This window comes from Azoarcus sp. CIB (genome assembly GCF_001190925.1).
Taxonomy (GTDB): domain Bacteria; phylum Pseudomonadota; class Gammaproteobacteria; order Burkholderiales; family Rhodocyclaceae; genus Aromatoleum.
The window spans coordinates 2,989,732-3,007,095 of the sequence record NZ_CP011072.1 but is presented as its reverse complement, the minus strand read 5'-3'; the positions used below and the strand labels follow the sequence as shown (position 1 = coordinate 3,007,095).

Annotated in this window: 15 protein-coding genes; 4 read left to right on the top strand and 11 right to left on the bottom strand. The window is 65.6% G+C overall.

Translation table 11 applies throughout. The features are described 5' to 3' along the window. Positions 1–2: 2 nt before the first annotated feature. Positions 3–1,838, bottom strand: coding sequence for a PEP-utilizing enzyme (locus tag AzCIB_RS13275; protein WP_050416331.1), 1,836 nt, complete (start codon positions 1,836–1,838; stop codon positions 3–5). Positions 1,839–2,286: 448 nt separating this feature from the next. On the opposite strand from AzCIB_RS13275, the gene AzCIB_RS13270 reads away from it, so the two are divergent. Then, a complete protein-coding gene (locus tag AzCIB_RS13270) occupies positions 2,287–4,017 on the top strand; it encodes a sigma-54-dependent Fis family transcriptional regulator (protein WP_050416330.1) in 1,731 nt (576 codons plus the stop codon). A 1-nt stretch (position 4,018) separates the two neighbouring features. After that, complete coding sequence (locus AzCIB_RS13265; RefSeq protein ID WP_050416329.1) at positions 4,019–4,486, top strand: pyridoxamine 5'-phosphate oxidase family protein; 468 nt, start codon at positions 4,019–4,021, stop codon at positions 4,484–4,486. Between the two features lie 9 nt (positions 4,487–4,495). Here AzCIB_RS13265 and AzCIB_RS13260 read toward each other — a convergent pair whose 3' ends face one another. After that, complete coding sequence (locus tag AzCIB_RS13260) at positions 4,496–5,731, bottom strand: MFS transporter (RefSeq protein ID WP_050416328.1); 1,236 nt, start codon at positions 5,729–5,731, stop codon at positions 4,496–4,498. A 173-nt stretch (positions 5,732–5,904) separates the two neighbouring features. Here AzCIB_RS13260 and AzCIB_RS13255 point away from each other — a divergent pair, with 173 nt between their 5' ends. After that, positions 5,905–6,486 (top strand): phosphoribosyltransferase family protein, encoded by a 582-nt coding sequence (locus tag AzCIB_RS13255; RefSeq protein ID WP_050416327.1) that lies wholly within the window; start codon positions 5,905–5,907, stop codon positions 6,484–6,486. 90 nt (positions 6,487–6,576) lie between these two features. On the opposite strand, the gene AzCIB_RS13250 is transcribed toward AzCIB_RS13255, so the two are convergent. The 7 genes from AzCIB_RS13250 to lysS form a co-directional block, all read right to left on the bottom strand. Beyond that, complete coding sequence (locus AzCIB_RS13250) at positions 6,577–7,134, bottom strand: phasin family protein (protein WP_050416326.1); 558 nt, start codon at positions 7,132–7,134, stop codon at positions 6,577–6,579. Positions 7,135–7,300: 166 nt separating this feature from the next. Continuing rightward, positions 7,301–7,957 carry a response regulator gene (locus AzCIB_RS13245; protein WP_050416325.1) on the bottom strand — a complete coding sequence of 219 codons (657 nt, stop codon included), beginning with the start codon at positions 7,955–7,957 and terminating at the stop codon, positions 7,301–7,303. Then, entirely contained in the window at positions 7,954–9,504 is a 1,551-nt protein-coding gene (locus AzCIB_RS13240) for a PAS domain-containing sensor histidine kinase (RefSeq protein WP_050416324.1), read from the bottom strand. Before AzCIB_RS13240 ends, AzCIB_RS13245 begins: the two co-directional genes overlap by 4 nt. A 475-nt stretch (positions 9,505–9,979) precedes the next feature. Beyond that, positions 9,980–11,887, bottom strand: a complete 1,908-nt coding sequence (gene mnmC / locus AzCIB_RS13235; RefSeq protein WP_050416323.1) for a bifunctional tRNA (5-methylaminomethyl-2-thiouridine)(34)-methyltransferase MnmC2/FAD-dependent 5-carboxymethylaminomethyl-2-thiouridine(34) oxidoreductase MnmC1 — start codon at positions 11,885–11,887, stop codon at positions 9,980–9,982. Between the two features lie 66 nt (positions 11,888–11,953). Then, positions 11,954–12,265, bottom strand: coding sequence for an addiction module antidote protein (locus AzCIB_RS13230; RefSeq protein WP_198149532.1), 312 nt, complete (start codon positions 12,263–12,265; stop codon positions 11,954–11,956). Continuing rightward, positions 12,262–12,552 (bottom strand): type II toxin-antitoxin system RelE/ParE family toxin, encoded by a 291-nt coding sequence (locus tag AzCIB_RS13225; protein ID WP_050416321.1) that lies wholly within the window; start codon positions 12,550–12,552, stop codon positions 12,262–12,264. The genes AzCIB_RS13230 and AzCIB_RS13225 overlap by 4 nt, the downstream gene beginning before the upstream one ends. Positions 12,553–12,697: 145 nt before the next feature. Next, entirely contained in the window at positions 12,698–14,206 is a 1,509-nt protein-coding gene (gene lysS, locus AzCIB_RS13220; protein WP_050416320.1) for a lysine--tRNA ligase, read from the bottom strand. A 208-nt stretch (positions 14,207–14,414) separates the two neighbouring features. On the opposite strand from lysS, the gene AzCIB_RS13215 reads away from it, so the two are divergent. Continuing rightward, on the top strand, positions 14,415–16,214 hold the full coding sequence (locus AzCIB_RS13215; protein ID WP_050416319.1) for a methyl-accepting chemotaxis protein: 1,800 nt from the start codon (positions 14,415–14,417) through the stop codon (positions 16,212–16,214). Positions 16,215–16,276: 62 nt separating this feature from the next. Here AzCIB_RS13215 and minE read toward each other — a convergent pair whose 3' ends face one another. Both minE and minD read right to left on the bottom strand, forming a co-directional pair. Beyond that, positions 16,277–16,537, bottom strand: coding sequence for a cell division topological specificity factor MinE (minE, locus tag AzCIB_RS13210; protein ID WP_050416318.1), 261 nt, complete (start codon positions 16,535–16,537; stop codon positions 16,277–16,279). 1 nt (position 16,538) lies between these two features. Then, complete coding sequence (gene minD, locus AzCIB_RS13205) at positions 16,539–17,354, bottom strand: septum site-determining protein MinD (protein ID WP_050416317.1); 816 nt, start codon at positions 17,352–17,354, stop codon at positions 16,539–16,541. Positions 17,355–17,364: the final 10 nt, after the last annotated feature.

Below are 17,364 nucleotides of genomic sequence, written 5' to 3'. Positions count from 1 at the left end.
CTTCACTGGACGATGGTCACGAGGCCGGTCGAGCCATCGACGCGCAGCGTCATGCCGGTCTTGATCACCCGTGTGGAATGGCCCGTGCCGACGACCGCCGGCATGCCGTACTCGCGGCATACGATCGCCGCGTGGCTCATGACGCCGCCGACGTCGGTGATGCAGGCCTTGATCTTGGCGAAGGCGGGCGCCCAGGACGGGGAGGTGGTCGGGGCGACGAGGATTTCACCTTCCTGCAGGTCGCGGATCTCCTCCGCGCTGCGGCACACCCGCGCCTTGCCCTCGACGATGCCCGCGCTGGCGGGGAAGCCCTTCATCTCGGTGATGGTGTCGGGATCCGCCACGTCCTGCACCGAGGCCCAGGCGGAGAGGGAGCTGTTGGTCACGCCCCACAGCACGATCGTGAAGGGCTCCTGGATCACTTCAGGCGCGATGCCGATCGCCGGCGGCGGCGCCCACTCGCGGAACTTCTGCATCACGCCCTTGCGCCATTCGATCTCCGCTGGCCACGTTGCCGTGCCGCGCGGGGTCACGCCCGTTGCCCAGGCCGTGACGATGTCCCACAGCGCCTGCTTGATCTCGTCGCGGCGCAGGTACCACACGTCCTCGATCTCGGCGATGAGGCCATGCTCCTGCAGGACGGCCGCGACGTCGCGCATCTTGTTCCAGAACACCGAGTGGAACCAATGCTCCACGTAGAACAGGTGGTTCTCCACGTAGGGGAACACCGTGCGGGCGCAGCCCAGCAGCTCGTCGAACTGCTTGCGATCCTCATCGTTGTCGATCAGGTCGCGGTACTCGGCGGTGACGCGGTCGCGCTCGGCGCGCACGGCCTCCATCGGCCGGTCGATCGTCACGCCCGTGCGCAGCTTCGAGATGTAGGTCTGGATGCCGTCGAGCGGGATGTTGAGGTTGTCGTTCCAGCTACGGTCGGTGTGGAACCAGCCGGTGCCGGACGAGATGTTGAACCACGGATAACGTGCCTTCTCGAACGCCGCCAGCCACTCGTCGCCGTGGCGGCGGCCCTGCAGCGCCGCCTTCACGTCCGTCCATTCGCGATGGCCGGTCACGATGTCATCGACTTCCAGCGCGACGGCCTTCTTCGCCAGTTCCTTCAGCTCGTCGTCGGACTTGTACATGATCACGTCGATGCCCGAGATCATCTGCGTGACGCGCTGCAACGGAATGCTCGGGAACAGCTTCTGCGTGAAGTCCATGAAGAACACGTAGGCCGCATAGCCCAGGTTCAGGAACTCGAAGTGGTACTGCCAGCACTTGATGCCGAGGTTGATCAGGTCGTCGTAGTTCTTGATCAGGTGATAGGCAGTCGATTCGCCGACGCCGTCCGTCACCACGCGCAGATCCTCGATCTCCGGCAGGCGCGGGATCTGCAGCGCCTCGAGCTCGGCGATCGTGGCCTCCATCTTCACCTTCCACTTCGCTTCCAGCTCGTCCCAGTTCTTGTAGTAGTAGCCGGCGCGCTCCATGAAGTTGGGCACGCGCTTGCCGATCTCCTCGGGATCCTTCACCGGCACCGGCGAGATATAGACGTAGCCGTTGATGATCCGGTGGTCGACACCGCGCACCGGCGGCACCTGGAAGATGCGGTTGTTGAACTGCGACAGCGCGAGGTACCAGGCCTCGTCCCAGATCGTGTCGAAGGGGTAGAGCGGCTCCGGGTAATGCAGGCCGTCGTAGAACCAGAACGTCTCCTTCTCGTACTGGTTGCGCTGCGGATCGTCGGTGACGAACTGGTACTGGTACGGGTACATCCGCTCCCAGCCTTCGGTCCCCGGGATCGTCTTGCCCTTCACATCGTGCGGAACAGGAAACTTCATGTGTGTCCCCTCGTGCTTGTCTAGTTTTTGGGTTTCGCCGGACCCGTTTCGCGGCCGGTTGCCGGACAGCCATCGCAACCGCTGTGCCAGCAGCTCATGTCGCGGTGCAGTAAGAACGCATGCCATCCAGGTGATCACCGAGGCGCATCGGGTGCGCTGCAAGCCGCCGGGCACATGACGCAACTGCGGAAAAAAATCTTTCCGGGGCCGTTAAATCCCTTGCCGGGTGAGGGATCGGGCGCCGTGTGCAAGGTCCGCACTTGATCATTTGATGAGCTTTCGGCGGGTGTTTCGGGGCTCATTGATCATTTGGTGAAGTGCCTCCCGGGTGTCTCGGATTGCAAACAAAAAGCACGACTTCAAATCGTTTGATTTGAGTCAATACATCACGGGGGGACGACGCGTAGAACGAGCGATCGAGGAGGAGACAACCCATGAGGACCAGGCAATGACCAGGGCCCATTCCAAGTCGCGAGCGGCGGCAGACGACCTGCGCTCGCGCGTCCATTTCTGCGCCGACACCGGCCAGATCTGGCTGCACGAACACCGCATGCTGCTGGTCCATGCCGAGGCCCAGTCCTCGCTGCGCAAGGAGCTGATCGATACGCTGGGGATGAACCGGGCGCGCGGCCTGCTGCTGCGCATGGGCTACGCCTCGGGCATGCGTGATGCCGAACTCGTGCGCACGCGCATGCCCGAGTTGAGCGAGGCCGATGCCTTCATGACGGGCCCGCAGCTCCACTCGCTCGAAGGCATCGTCGGCGTGATCCCGATCCGCGTCGAGGTCGATCGCGCCGCCGGGAAATTCCACTGCGAATTCCGGTGGATCAACTCGTGGGAAGGACAGTCGCACCGCCGCCAGTTCGGCATCCACAACGAGCCCGTGTGCTGGACACAGATCGGCTACGCCTGCGGCTACTCGTCCGCGTTCATGGGACGCAGGATCCTGTTCAAGGAGGTCGAATGCGCCGGCATGGGTGACGACTCCTGCCGCATCGTCGGCAAACCCATCGAGGAATGGGAAGACGCCGACGAGCACATGCGCTACTTTGCGCCCGATCCCATCGTGGACCAGCTCATCGACCTGCAGACCCAGGTCGTGCAACTGCGCTCGACGATTGCCGAAAAGGAAAACCTCCCTGCCGACATGATCGGGAATTCGCCCGATTTCCGTCAGGCGCTGGACCTTCTGAAGCAGGCTGCGAGTGGCCAGATCACGGTGCTTTTGCTGGGCGAAACCGGCGTCGGCAAGGAACTCTTCGCCCGCGCGCTGCACGAGATGAGCAACCGCCGCGACAAGCCCCTCGTCGCCATCAACTGCGCCGCGATCCCCCACGACCTGGTCGAATCGGAGCTCTTCGGCGTCGAGAAGGGGGCCTACACCGGCGCACAGGTGTCCCGTCCGGGCCGCTTCGAACGCGCCGACGGCGGCACCCTGTTCCTCGACGAGATCGGCGACCTGCCGCTCACCGCGCAGAGCAAGCTGCTGCGCGTGCTGCAGGAAGGCGAAGTCGAGCGTCTCGGCGACGACAAGGTGCGCAAGATCAACGTCCGCCTCGTCGCCGCGACCAACGCCGGCCTCGCGCAGCTGGTCAAGGAAGGGCGCTTCCGTGCCGACCTCTACTACCGCCTCAACGCCTTCCAGATCAACATCCCGGCGCTGCGCGAACGGCGCGACGACATCTCCCCGCTGGCCAGGCACTTCCTCGAGAAGTACGCCGCGATCAACGGCAAGAAGCTGCTCGGCTTCACCGACAAGGCCAAGAAGGCGCTCGTCGGCTATGCGTGGCCCGGCAACATCCGCGAACTGCAGAACACCATCGAGCGCGGCGTGATCCTCGCGCCCCACGGTGGCCGCGTCGAGATCGAGCACCTGTTCCTGTCGCGCAGCGAGGACGAGGTGCAGGAACTGGGCCTCGATTCCGACGGCAAGCTCGATATCAACGGCCCCAACGTCGGCCGTGCGCTATGCGATGCCGTGTGCGACGGCGCGATGACGCTCGACGAGGTCGAGGCGATGCTGCTCGAGGCCGCGATGGACAAGGCGCGCGGCAATCTGTCGTCGGCGGCCCGCATGCTCGGCCTGACCCGTCCCCAGCTCGCCTATCGCCTCAAGCGCCTGCAGGAGGAGGCCGCGTCACGCCACGCGGCTCCCGGTGCCGCAGCGGGGACGACATGAGATGAGCGCATTGCGCGAAAAGGTGCTCGACTACCTGAAGGCGCACCATTCGATGACCATCGCCTCGCATGGCGAGGAGGGCGTCTGGGCCGCGACCGTGTTCTATGTGCACGACGGCTTCCGGCTGTATTTCCTTTCCGCGCCGACCACGCGCCACAGCCGCAACATCGCCCACGACGGCCGCATCGCGATCACCATCCAGGAAGACTGTGCGGACTGGCCCGAGATCAAGGGCATCCAAGCCGAAGGGCGGGCGCTTGAAATCAGCGGCGCCGAGGAAACGCGCGCGCGCGCGCTCTACGGCGACAAGTATCCGGTGGTCGGCAAGATCGCCCAGGCGCCCGCCTTCATCGCGAAGGCGCTGGCCAAGGTGCGTTGGTACCGTTTCGAGCCCGATAGCCTGTACTTCATCGACAATTCGGCCGGCTTCGGATGCCGCGAAGCCGTCGATTGCCGAGATCCGGCGTAGTGTCGGCCCTCAGCGCTGCTCGGCCAGCATTCCCGTCGGCGACTCCCTGACCGCATCCGCCGCAGGGCGCAGCTCGACCCTGCGAAACGCCCACGCCGCCAGCACGCCGATGGCTGCGAGCACGGGGATCAGCCAGCGGCCGCCGTCCCAGCCGCCGAGCGCGGTCGCCAGCGCCGCGATGGCCGGAACCCCCACGAAGGTGCCGACGTTCGCGCACTGCATCAGGATGCCGTTGGCGATCGCGATGTCGGCCGGGGTACGCGCGACCAGCGGAATCCCCCCCATCGTTGCGGCCGGCAGCACCCCCCCGGCGCTGCAGACGAACACCGCCGCCACCGAGCGCAACACGGGATCGTAGCCGGACGTGAACACGAACCAGCCGAATGCGCCCATCATGATCATGACGCCGGCGAGCAGCGCCCACCGCGGAGCGCCCCGCGCCAGCCAGAAATCGGTCGTCAGGTTGCCGAGGATGTTGCCGCCCACGGCAAGGGCCGTGAGCCAGGTCGCGCCGTCCCGCGTGTAGCCCATGTGCTCGACGGCGAACGAGGGCAGCCAAGTCGCGATCATGAACCAGATTGCCGCATAGCAGCCGAAACACACCCCCATCAGCCAGGGCGCCGGCTGAGCGAGGCGCGCGCGCGTGAACATCGCCACAGGTACCGGACGCGGGCCGCTTGCCCGTTCCCCCCCGCGGAGGACGGACAGCGCGACCAGCAGGCACGCTGCGATCGCCAGCGCATTCGCCGACCACAGGCCGCGCCAGCCGTGGTGTTCGAGGATGTACGGCGCGACCGCCATCATCAGCCCCATCCCGGCCGGCATGTAGCAGCTCCACAGCGTCAGCAGCCGCCTCCGCCGCGCAGGGTTGTCGGCCGCCGCGGTGGCCAGCAGCGAAGGGGCCGCGACGACAAGCAGCACGAAGCCGGCGCCTTCGCACGCCCGCGCGGCGATCAGCGCCAGGCCGTCGGCGGCCGCTGCGCCGAGCGCCGAGCCCAGCCCCAGGAGCAGCAGCCCCGCCAGAAGTCCGCGCTGCGCCCCGATGCGCGCGAGCGCCAGCCCGACGAGCACGCCAAGCGTAGCGGCTGCGGCATTGATCGCCGTTGCGATCCAGCCCGCGTGAACGAGGCCCACTCCGAGCTGATCCCTGATTTCGGCGAGTGCGGGAGGCACCTTGCCGACCTGGGCCGAGGCGAGGCAGCCGGCGAGAAGCGCCAGCGCCGTCCTGCTGTCGAGGGTCTTCATGCGGATCCTGCGGAAGTGTCACGGAATGCTTGCAGAATGGAAGTAAAACCGTTGGACGTCAAGCAAAAAGGTCGAGCTTTCGGCACGCGGCGATGACGGTGCGCAGCACCGTGCGAGCGGCGTTATAGTACTTGCACCGCCTGCGGCATACGCGGGCCTGCCCGGAGACGCCCATGGAACGCCCACGTGGATTGCGGACCTGCCTGTACGACGAGACCCAGCTTGAACTGGTTCTCGCGGAAATGGCGCAAGGGCTCGCCACGCGCCTGGACCGCGCCGATCCCGTCGCGGTCGTCGGCATCCTGCGTCGTGGTGCCCCCCTCGCGGACCGGCTCGTCGCAGCCCTGCAGCGTCATCACGGCATGCCGGCGCCGCTGCGTCTGGATCTCAGGATCAAGCGTTACGAAGACGACCTGACGCTGCTGCACCCCGAAACCCGTCTGGACGAGAACGAGGCACAGCGCGCGCTGGAACTGAAGGGCTACACCGTCGTCGTCGTCGATGACGTGCTGTACACCGGCAATTCGATGCTGCGCGCGGTGGCGTGGCTGGCGCAGAAACAGCCGCAGCGGATCATTGTCGTCACGCTCGCGGACCGCTGCGTCACGCGCCTGCCGATTCACGCGGATGTCGTGGGGATCCGCCTGCAGGTCGCTCCCCCGGACGTCGTCGAATGCAACGTCCCGCCGTACGAGCCGACCTTCCGCATCGAGCTGCTGAAGCTCGAAGGGGCGCGCGGTTCGTCCCGGGGCTGAGGGCGCGGGCGGACGCCACCCATGAAAAAGGGGGCCGGCGGCCCCCTGGTGTCGATTCCGCTGCAGGCGCACCGGGGCGCCTGCGCAGGGTCATGCAGCCTTGCGGCCCTTCGTGTTGCTCGCCTGCGCCGTCAGGATGGGCTGCAGCGCGTTGCTGGCGGCGGCCAGATTGGTCTCGGTCACGTCGCGGGTGGTCTTCACGAAGCTCTCGTAGGCGGCGCTGGCGTTGCTCATCGCGGTCTTGACCGCATTGACGAAATCGCTGGTACCGGCGGGCGCGGTGTGCGCGAAGTGCTCCACGAACTCGCCCAGGCCGTGCGCGGCTTCATCGAACTGGCGGGTGCCGAAGGCAGCGATCTCGCCCTGGGTCTGGATGAACAGCTCGCTCACGTTGCGGAAGTAGTCGGCCGCCTGTTCCATCGACTTGTTCTGGGTAGCGAGGCGGGACGAGAACTGCTCGCGCAGATCGCCCTCGACCAGCGGAGCGGCCGTCACGGACGCGTATGCGCAGGCATTGCGTGCGGCGTCGATGTTGAGCGCCAGCAGGCGTTCCGTCGCGTTCAGGATGGTGTCGGCGAGGGACTGGAAGGCTTCGATGTTGCCGCTCGCGGCTTTCGCCAGTTTCTGGTTGGATACATAGTTGTTCACGTCAAGCGCTCCTCGGCTGTTTGTGATCGTGGGCGCTTTTCGATCTCCGTCGTCTGGGCGCCAAGCATTGCGGAAGCTGAATGCTACGTTGCGGGCACCGCCCGTGACATACATCGAACTGCGTGTTTTGGATACCCGGTTGCAGGTATTTTCGCCGCTGCAGGCACTATCCCGATATCGTAGTGAGGCCGTTGCGAATGGCATACTTGGTGAGTTCGGCCACGCTATGCAGGTCGAGTTTGCGCATGATGTTGCGGCGGTGCACCTCGACCGTCGACGCCGCGAGATGCAGGCGGTCGGCGATACGTCCCGAGGTGTGTCCCTCTGCGATCAGCTGCAGCACCTGGCGTTCGCGCGCGGTGATGCGCGGCACCGAGGTGTCGCGCGGCGTGTTGTCCAGCAGCGCGTTCGTGACCGTCGCGGCGACGTCGGGGCAGAGATAGGTCTTGCCGAGCTGCACGGTGTGGATCGCCCGCAACAGCTCCTCGCCTGCCTCGGCCTTGGTGACGTAACCGCGTGCGCCGGCGTTGAGCAGATCGAGCACGAACTGCCGATCCGAGAAGGCCGACACCCCGATGACCTTGATGTTCGGACGCAGGGTCAGCAGGCGCCTGGTCGTCTCGATCCCGTTCATCGCGGGCATGCCGATGTCCACGCACGCAATGTCGACCGGCTTGTCGGCGACGAGGGCCAGCAGTTCGTCGCCGGTGCCCGCGACGCCGACGACCTCGATTCCGGGCTCCTTCTCCAGCAGCGCCCGCAGCGCATGCAAGAACATGCGGTGATCGTCCGCCAGGGCGATATGCACTTTTGCGTTGTTCATGCCGACCCCGCGCTTGCGTGATTGGCAGAAATTCTCGCCCCGCGCGGCTGCTTGCGGAACTCGCCTGCCTGGAGATCGAAGCTGACCCGGATCTCGGTGCCCCGCTGCGGGTCGGATTTCAGCGCGAATCTTCCGCCGGCGAACTCTGCGCGTTCCTTCATCGTGATCAGACCCAGTCCCGGCGCCGTGCCGGACTCGCCGAGCTGGTGGGGATCGAAGCCGATGCCGTCGTCGGCGACCGCCATCAGCAGGCGGCTGTCGCAATTCTCGAGATGAATGCGGACGTTTTGTGCGCGCGCGTGCTTCGCGCAGTTCGTAAGTGCCTCCTGGGTGATGCGGAAGAGCAGCGACTGGACGTTGGAAGGCAGTTGCATGGTGAAGTGGGTGGTATCTAAGTGCACGGCGATGCCCGTGCGCAAGCCGAACTGCTGCGCGTAGTCCTGCACGGCCGGAATCAGGCCTGCGTAGTCCAGCGTCGCCGGCCGAAGGTTGGTGCAAACGTCGCGGATGCCCGTGGTGGTGTCGAGCAGCAGGGCCTGCGCGTCGTCGAGCAGCGGTTCGAGTTCGGTGAGGACGGGCGCGGGCAGTGCGCGCGCCAGGTTCGCGAGCGTGAGCTGCAGTGCCGCCAGATTCGGGCTGGTGTGGTCGTGCAGTTCCGCGGCGAACTTGCGGCGCTCGTTCTCCTGCACGTCCACCATGTGGCGCGAGAGCTCGGCGAGTCGCGTCGCATGGGCGGCACGCTCGAGTTCCAGCCGTTTGCGGTCGGAGTTGTCGGAAAGCACCGTCCGGCTCGCGACGAAACGGCCTTGCGCGTCCAGGATGGCCGTCGAACTGAGCAGCACCGGCATCGACGAGTCATTCTTGCGCAGCAGCTCGATATCCATGTTGCGCAGGACGCCGGTCCTCTTGAACGTGCGGAACACCTGCCCGAACAGCGCCCGGCTCGCCGGGCTGAACAGTTCGAAGGCCCGCATGTTCCCCACGATCTCTTCACGTCCATAGCCCAGCCAGCGCAGCAGGGTGTCGTTGACGCGGATGATCATTCCGTCCGCGTCGAGCGAGTAGTAGCCGCAGGGCGCGTTCTGATAGAGGTCTTCGATCTCGAAGGTCTTGCGCCGCAGTTCCTGTTCCGCGAGCTTGCGCTCGGTGATGTCCTGCGTCGTGCCGTAGAGCTTGCAGACGTGGCCGAGGTGGTTCTTGACGGGGACGATTGTCGTCGCGTGGAAGCGCTGGGCGCCCGAAGGCAGGAGTACGGATTGCTCGAGTTCGCACCGCGTGCCAGTGTCGATGGCCTCCCAGAACGCGGCGCGGGTGTGCTCCACCGATTCCAGCGAGTAATAGCCCAGTGCCTCGTTGAGGTCGGGCGTGCCCTGCGCACTGGAGCGCTCGAACAGGCGGAACAGTTGCGGCGACCAGCTCATCGCGCCGGTGTCACGATCCAGCTCCCAATCGCCCATGCGTCCGACGGCCTGTGCTTCGTGCAGGCGAGCCTCGCTTGCGCGCAGAACCTCTTCGGCATTGGGCGGGTCCGGAATCTCCCGGGGCATTACAACCTCACTGCGAGGAAATCGACGCAGGGGACACAAAGACGCACGGCACCACGCTCCGATCCGCGCGCGCGGAGACATTCGCGTGCGCGCCTCCGGGCGGTGCGAAATCCGGGGGGATGATTATCATTCTAGTTTGCCGGTCGGGAATGTTTATAAGAATTGCATTCGTCCAAAGCACTCGATCGGGTCTCCTGCCGATTCGTTCGTCGCAGCCGGAAGATACGGGCGTGACACGCTTGCGGTCGGCAGTCCGGGCCCAACCGTATGGTCTTCAACATCGGGAACAAACTGCGCCTGTGCGCCACGGACCGTCTTGCGTGCGGGGCACGTTCTGTTGTCATTCTGACGGCATGGTCGAAAACGGCGTCTACGCCAGATTTCGAAGCGGTCGATCATACCGGTGGGAGTATTGCGGACCTATACCCGGAACCCTGTACCAGTATGTAACGTAAAGTTTCGTGCGGATCGTGCCTTATTCGTCCGACATCGCGCGGCGAGGTGGGCGGATCAGGTAGCGTGCCGGATCGAGTGCCTCGACCAGCGAACGCTCAAGCGGCAGGGGATCGCCCGCCAGTTCGCTCGCGAGCAGTTCGGCGGCAAGCGCTGCCCAGACGAGTCCGCGCGCACCGAAGCCTTCGACCGCGTAGAGGCCGGGGTGGCGCGGAATGGACGCGAGCGGGCTCGCACGATCGGCTTGGCGTACCGACGGAACGGCGCCGACCATCGGCAACCGGTCCGGCGACGCGGGGCGGAAGCCCACCCGTCCGTCGAGCCGCGTCGGATCGAAACCGGCGGCGAAGCCCGGCAGGATGAAGTCGAGCTTGGCGAGATTCTCGCGGTGATCGGTCACGCGCAGCGACGGATCCTCGTCGTCCACCGAAAAGGTCGCGCCTGCGCAGCGCACACCGTCGATGGCCGGGCTGACGTAGCCGAGGCGGCACACGACCACGCGCGGCGCACTGTCCGCCTGCGCGGGGAGATGGCTCACCTGGCCGCGTGCGCTGCGCACGGGCAGGGCGGCGGCCTGCGGGAACTGCCGGATGCCGACGCCATTCGCGAGTATTGCCACGGGCGCCGCGGCGATCACGTCGCCGTTCGCGTCGAGGGCGCGCCAGCCCCCGGATCCCGATTCCAGCGCGGCGACCCCGCGGCCGAAGTGGCACCGGATCGCTTCCGGAAAAGCGGCCAGGTTCGCCCTGCACAGGCTGGGCGGATTGACCCAGCCGCCGCCGGAAAACCACCATCCGCCCAGCGGCAGCGGCCAGCCGGCGATGCGCGACGCTTCGTCGCGCTCGACGAATCTCAGGTAGTCCTCCGGTGCCCGTTGTGCCTCGACGACGCGCCGCTGCTTTTCCTCGTGCATCGGGTCGCGCGCCAGATGCAGCACCCCGCACGCGTCCCAGCGCACGGGCAGGCCGAGGGCGCTCAGGCGTTGCAGATGGCGCAGGCCATACAGGGCGCCGGCGCGGGTGATGCGGGCGAGGCGGTTGTCATCGAGGCTGGGTAGCGGGCGCAGCACGCCGCTGAGGTTGCCCGATGCGCCTTGTGCGGGCTCCGCGGCCGCGTCCACGACATCGACCGTCCAGCCGCGCTCGGCGAGGCGGTTTGCGATGCTGCTACCGGCGAGCCCGGCCCCGATCACGAGCGCATGGCGGGACGAGTCGGCTGCGGCGGCGTGGCTGGCGTTGCCGAACTGTGCGCGCAGCATCGCGCGCTTGCCGCCGATGCCGTTATCCCTCTCGCAGCGGAAGCCGAGTTCGCCCAGGGTGCGCCGCACCTCGCCCGTCACCGACCAGGTCGCGAGGGTCGCGCCCGGTGCGGCCAGGCGCGACAGCTCGCGGAGCAGTTCGGCCGACCACAGTTCCGGGTTCGTCGCAGGCGGGAAGCCATCGAGGTAGAAGGCGTCGGCGCAGCATTGCAGTTCGGGAATCAGTTCCAGCGCATCTCCGAACAGCAGCGTCAGGATGACGCGGCCGCCGTCGAGATGCAGGCGATGGATACCCGGCGTGAGCACCGGCCAGTGTGCCTGCAGCTCCGTCGCGAGCGGCGCGAGTTCGGGCCAGTGGGCATGCAGTGCGGCGAGATCCTCGGCGCGGAAGGGATGGCGCTCGACCGACACGAAGTGCAGACGGTCGCAGCGCCGCTCGTCCTCACGCCACGCCGCCCAGGTCGCAAGGAAGTTGAGCCCGAGGCCGAAGCCGGTCTCGGCGATCGTGAAGCGCTCGCGCCCCCGCCAGCGTTCCGGCAGGCCGTTGCCGCCGATGAACACATGCCGCGCCTGTTCGAGCCCGCCGCCACGCGAGTGATACACGTCGCCGAAGGCGATTGAGCAGGGCGTGCCGTCCTCGGTGAAGTTCAGGCGGGCAGGGTCGATGGGCATCGGAGGTGGCGTGAAGGGGCGGGCGAATGACGCGATGCGCGCTTCTTCAGGGACGCCTGGCGCGGCTCAACCGGGCTGCGACCCATGTTCGACCGGAACGGCGGTCATCTTCACGCCAAGAGCCTTCATCACCTTCATCACTGTGTCGAAGCGAGGATGGGCGCCGGGCCGGAAGGCTTTGTAGAGACTTTCGCGCCCGAGGCCGGTTGCGCGGGAAATCTCCGCCATGCCGCGCGCCTTGGCGATATCCCCCAGCGCCTTCAGGGTCAGATCGCCATCGTCCTGTTCGAGGATCGCAGTCAGGTACTCCGCGATGGCCTCGTCACTGTCGAGGTAGTCGGCCGCGTCGAAGTCGATCAGTCGTTCGGTCATGTTCATACCTCCTGCGCCATCCTTCGGGCTCGCTCGATGTCGCGTGCCTGCGAAGACTTGTCGCCACCGACCAAGAGCACGATGACGACGTCGCCCCGCCGGGTGTAGTAGAGCCGGTAGCCTGGTCCCACGTCGATCCGCATCTCGGAGACGCCGTTGCTGACACTCTTGTTGTCACCCAGGTTGCCTTCGCCGGCCATGCGCAGTCGGGCGGCGATGCGTGCCTTGGCGCGCGTGTCGCGCAGATTGCGCAGCCATTCGACGAAGGTCTCGGTCTGGCGGATCAGGTACATGCGTCAATTGTATCCATGTGGATACTTCAGGGCAAGCTCCGGGGCGGCATGCGTAGCGCTGCCCCCAGACAAAATGAAAAACCCGCAAGCCGTCCTGCCTTGCGGGTTTCCGGTGCCGGGCGTCTGCGTGCCCCTGCGTTGGATTTCACTCCATCCGCATCTGCGGGAAGAGGATCACGTCGCGGATGCTGGGGCTGTCGGTGAGCAGCATGACGAGGCGGTCGATGCCGATGCCGCAGCCGCCGGTCGGGGGCAGGCCGTATTCGAGCGCGCGGATGTAGTCGGCGTCGAAGAACATCGCCTCCTCGTCGCCGGCTTCCTTCGCCTTGACCTGATCGAGGAAGCGCGCCGCCTGGTCTTCGGGGTCGTTCAGCTCGGAGAAGCCGTTGGCGATCTCGCGGCCGACGATGAAGAGCTCGAAGCGTTCGGTGATCTCGGGGTTCGCGTCATTGCGGCGCGCGAGCGGGGACACTTCGGCCGGGTAGTCGATGATGAAGGTCGGCTCCCACAGTTCGGCCTCGGTGGTCTCTTCGAACAGCATCAGCTGCAGCGTGCCGAGGCCGGCACCGGCACGCGGCTCGGCCTTGAGCTCCTTGAGCTTGTTGCGCATCCATTCGCCGTCGTTGAGCTGCTCGACGGTGTAGCCCGGGTGGTACTTGCGGATCGCCTCGACGATGGTCAGGCGCGCGAAGGGCTTGGAGAGATCGAGTTCGCGGCCCTGATACACGAACACCTCGGTGCCGAGCGCCTCGCGCGCGGCCTGGCGCAGCAGGCCTTCGGTGAAGTTCATCAGGCTGCGGTAGTCCGCATACGCCTCATAGAACTCCATCATCGTGAATTCGGGGTTGTGGCGCGGGCTCAGGCCTTCGTTGCGGAAGTTGCGGTTGACCTCGAACACCTTCTCGAAGCCGCCGACCACCAGGCGCTTGAGATAGAGCTCGGGCGCGATGCGCAGGAACAATTCCATGTCCAGCGCGTTGTGGTGGGTGGTGAAGGGCTTGGCCGCCGCGCCACCGGGGATGGGGTGCATCATCGGCGTTTCAACTTCGAGGAAGCCGTGATTGACCATGTAGTTGCGGATCGACTGCACCATGCGGCTGCGCGCGACGAAGGTGAAGCGCGTCTGCTCGTTCATGATCAGGTCGACGTGGCGCTGGCGGTACTTCTGCTCGACGTCGGTGAGGCCGTGGAACTTGTCGGGCAGGGGGCGCAGGCTCTTGGTGAGCAGGCGCACTTCCGACACCTTCACCGACAGTTCGCCGGTGCGCGTCTTGAATACGGTACCGACCCCACCGATGATGTCGCCGATGTCCCAGTGCTTGAAGTCGGCATAGACCTCTTCGCCGACGGCATCGCGCGTGACGTAGAGCTGGATGCGGCCGGACAGGTCCTGGATCGTGATGAAGCTGGCCTTGCCCATGACGCGCTTGAGCATCACGCGGCCGGCGACCCGCACTTCGACGGGTTTGGCGTCCAGGGCCTCGGCTTCCTTGTCGCCGTATAGCTCGTCGAGCTTGCCGGCGGTGTTTTCGCGCGAGAAGTCGTTCGGGAAGGCGCGGCCGGTGGCGCGCCAGGCAGCCAGTTTTTCACGCCGCTCGGCGATGATGTGGTTCTCGTCGGGCGCGGTGGCGGGGTTGCTGTTCTGGTCGCTCATGAATCGAATCGGCTGGTTGCGGCGTAAAAAGGCAATTGTGGCATGCCGCGGGATGCCGGGCAAATTCGGACGGCGTGGGACGCTTGCCCCGGCTATCGTGCGTAATGCACCGGCGCGGTGCATCGGTTTTGCATTTGGCCTAAAGTGTCCGCTTTTGCGGCCGATAGAGGCTGTCATGTTTGGACAAAAATAAGCCGGAGAGTCCCCCATGAGCTCGCCCGAGAGTCTCTACGAGTCCATAGAGAAAACCTTCTGGAACTCGCTCACGAAGAAGCTGTGCAGTTTCCTGCTGCTGTGCGTGATCAATCTTGTTTACCTGGGGATTTACCGCAGCCAGCAGGCGAATATCCGGACGCTTCTCGATACCGGAGGGGTTTCGCCCGAATTGCTCGGGCAGGCGATGGCAACCCTCGATGCAGGCTGGTACCTGATGCTCGGGCTGACCGGCATCGCGCTGATCGTCTGCGTCGGACAGATCCTCTATCTGCGCCACCTGATCGTGCGGCCGGTACGCCTTATTACGGATATCTTCAACGAAATCGCGCGCGGCGAGGGCGATTTCTCGCGCAACCTGCCGCTCGTCACGCACGACGAACTGCGCGACCTTGCGGTCGGGTACAACCATTTCGCCGACAAGATGCGGCAGATCATCGGTGACGTGCGCACGATGAGCGTGAACATAGCGCGCGATTCGGTGATCGTGCGGTCGTGCGTCGAAGAGTCGGCGCGGGACGCCCGCCGGCAGGGGCAGCTGACCGAAGTCGTTTTCAGCGCGAGTACCGAGTCGACCTCCGCAATCGACAGCGTGTCGGCGAGCACCCAGCAGATTTCGGCATCGACGACCAAAAATCTCGAGATCGCGCGCAACTCGCTCGGTGAAATGCACGAAATCGCCAGCAAGATCAACGATGTGAGCGAGAAGGTGCTCCACTTCAACGCGACCGTCGACGATCTTTCGGTGCGCTCGGAAAGCGTCAAGAAAATCGCCTCGCTGATTCGCGAGATCGCCGATCAGACCAATCTGCTGGCCCTCAATGCCGCGATCGAGGCGGCGCGCGCGGGGGAAGCCGGGCGGGGCTTCGCCGTCGTTGCCGACGAGGTGCGCAAGCTTGCGGAGCGGGTCAACACGGCCGCGGTGGAGATTACCGGGAACATCGACGGCATGATCGGCCGGGTGGTGACCACGCGTGCCGAAAACGAGGTCATCAATACCGATGTGTTGCAGGCGCGCGAGGTGGTGACACGCTCGGCAACGCATTTCCGGCACATGGTCGGCGAGTTCGAGGTGACCGGCGAGCAGCTGCTGCAGATCGCGACCGCGATGGAAGAGTTGTCGGCGACGAACGCCCAGGTGCATGAGAACGTCACGGCGATCCACGACCTTTCCGGCACGGTGGCGACGCACATGGAAGAATCGGAGGACTGCGCGGTGAAGCTCGCGCGCGCGACCGAGTCGGTGCAGGAGCTGGTGTCGCGCTTCAAGACCGGCGCCGGCGAGTTCGATCACGCGGTCGATCAGGTGCGCAGCTTCCGCGACCGTATCCAGGTCCAGATGGAAGAGATGCGGGACGGCAGTGTGGATGTGTTCGACCGGCGCTACCAGCCGATCCCGGACACTTTTCCGCCGAAGTTCAAGGTGTCGTGGGGCGAGGAGTATGGCCGTCGCTGCCAGAAGTTGCTGGAGGATTGTCTGGGCTCGATTCCCGGTTGCGTCTATGCGGTGGCGGTGAACACCGATGGTTACCTCTCCGCGCACAACCTCAAGTATTCGAAGCCGTTGACGGGCAGCCGGGACACCGATCTCGCGGGCAACCGTACCTGCCGCAAGTTCGACAGCCCCGCCGAGATCCGTGGGGCGCGCAATACGGAGCCGTTGCTGCTGCAGACGTTCCGCCGCGATACGGGCGAAATCCTGTGCGATCTGGCGATGCCGGTGATGGTCGGCGGGCGCCACTGGGGCAACGTGCGCGTCGGCCTGACGGCCGAGGCGCTGATCGCGGGACGATAAGCGGGAGAACCGCCGGGCGCCGTCGCGCGCCCGGTTGCGTGCGGCGTCTGCCGCGCGTGGAGTCAGCGTGCCTGTTCGGGCAGGACGATGTTGACTTCGAGGACCTCGTAGTTGTCCTGCTTGTCGAGATGGACCTTGATGTCGTCCGGATTGACGGCGACGTACTTCGAGATCACCTCGATCAGCTCGCGCTGCAGTGCGGGCAGGAAATCGACCTTGGCCGTGTCGCCGCTGCGCTCGTGCGCGATCAGCAGCGACAGGCGGTTCTTGGCGATTTCCGCAGTCTTCTTCTTCTCGCCGAAGAGGCGGGCAAGGAAGGACATCTTACTTGCCTCCGAACAGGCGCTTGATGAGACCCGGCTTTTCGTAATTCACGTAGCGCAGTTCGCGGGTCTCGCCGAGGAAGCGCGCGACCACGTCGGTATAGGCTTCCGAAACGTCGGAGCCCTTCAGGTGGATGGCGGGCGTGCCCTGGTTCGAGGCCTGGAGCACGGATTCGGACTCGGGGATCACGCCGATCAGCGGCACGCGCAGCAGTTCCTGCACGTCCTTGTACGACAGCATCTCGCCGTCGTCCACGCGCTTGGGCGAGTAACGGGTGACGAGCAGGTGTTCCTTGACCGGCTCCTTGCCTTCCGCGGCGCGACGGGATTTGGACTGCAGGATGCCGAGGATGCGGTCGGAGTCGCGCACCGACGAGACTTCCGGGTTGGTCGTGACGATCGCCTCGTCGGCGAAGGTCAGCGCGAGCACCGCGCCGCGTTCGATGCCGGCGGGGGAGTCGCACACGATGTAGTCGAAACCCATGTGCTCGAGGTCGTGGATGACCTTCTCGACGCCTTCCTCGGTCAGCGCATCCTTGTCGCGCGTCTGCGATGCGGGCAGCACGAAGAGGTTGTCGCAGTGCCTGTCCTTGATGAGTGCCTGGTTGAGCTTGGCGTCGCCGTTGATGACGTTGATGAGGTCATACACGACGCGGCGCTCGCAGCCCATGATCAGGTCGAGGTTGCGCAGGCCGACGTCGAAGTCGATGACGGCCGTCTTGAAGCCCCGCAGGGCCAGGCCGGAGGAAAAGGCGGCGCTGGTGGTGGTCTTGCCCACGCCACCCTTGCCCGAAGTTACGACGACGACACGAGTCACGGTATGTCCT

Bases quoted from the DNA above. Each gene is read 5' to 3' on its own strand.
- AzCIB_RS13275 (WP_050416331.1), bottom strand. From the start codon at position 1,838: ATGAAGTTTCCTGTTCCGCACGATGTGAAGGGCAAGACGATCCCGGGG.
- mnmC (WP_050416323.1), bottom strand. From the start codon at position 11,887: ATGCCCATCGACCCTGCCCGCCTGAACTTCACCGAGGACGGCACGCCC.
- AzCIB_RS13260 (WP_050416328.1), bottom strand. From the start codon at position 5,731: ATGAAGACCCTCGACAGCAGGACGGCGCTGGCGCTTCTCGCCGGCTGC.
- AzCIB_RS13265 (WP_050416329.1), top strand. From the start codon at position 4,019: ATGAGCGCATTGCGCGAAAAGGTGCTCGACTACCTGAAGGCGCACCAT.
- AzCIB_RS13255 (WP_050416327.1), top strand. From the start codon at position 5,905: ATGGAACGCCCACGTGGATTGCGGACCTGCCTGTACGACGAGACCCAG.
- AzCIB_RS13240 (WP_050416324.1), bottom strand. From the start codon at position 9,504: ATGCCCCGGGAGATTCCGGACCCGCCCAATGCCGAAGAGGTTCTGCGC.
- AzCIB_RS13245 (WP_050416325.1), bottom strand. From the start codon at position 7,957: ATGAACAACGCAAAAGTGCATATCGCCCTGGCGGACGATCACCGCATG.
- AzCIB_RS13230 (WP_198149532.1), bottom strand. From the start codon at position 12,265: ATGAACATGACCGAACGACTGATCGACTTCGACGCGGCCGACTACCTC.
- minE (WP_050416318.1), bottom strand. From the start codon at position 16,537: ATGTCCTTCCTTGCCCGCCTCTTCGGCGAGAAGAAGAAGACTGCGGAA.
- AzCIB_RS13215 (WP_050416319.1), top strand. From the start codon at position 14,415: ATGAGCTCGCCCGAGAGTCTCTACGAGTCCATAGAGAAAACCTTCTGG.
- AzCIB_RS13225 (WP_050416321.1), bottom strand. From the start codon at position 12,552: ATGTACCTGATCCGCCAGACCGAGACCTTCGTCGAATGGCTGCGCAAT.
- lysS (WP_050416320.1), bottom strand. From the start codon at position 14,206: ATGAGCGACCAGAACAGCAACCCCGCCACCGCGCCCGACGAGAACCAC.
- AzCIB_RS13270 (WP_050416330.1), top strand. From the start codon at position 2,287: ATGACCAGGGCCCATTCCAAGTCGCGAGCGGCGGCAGACGACCTGCGC.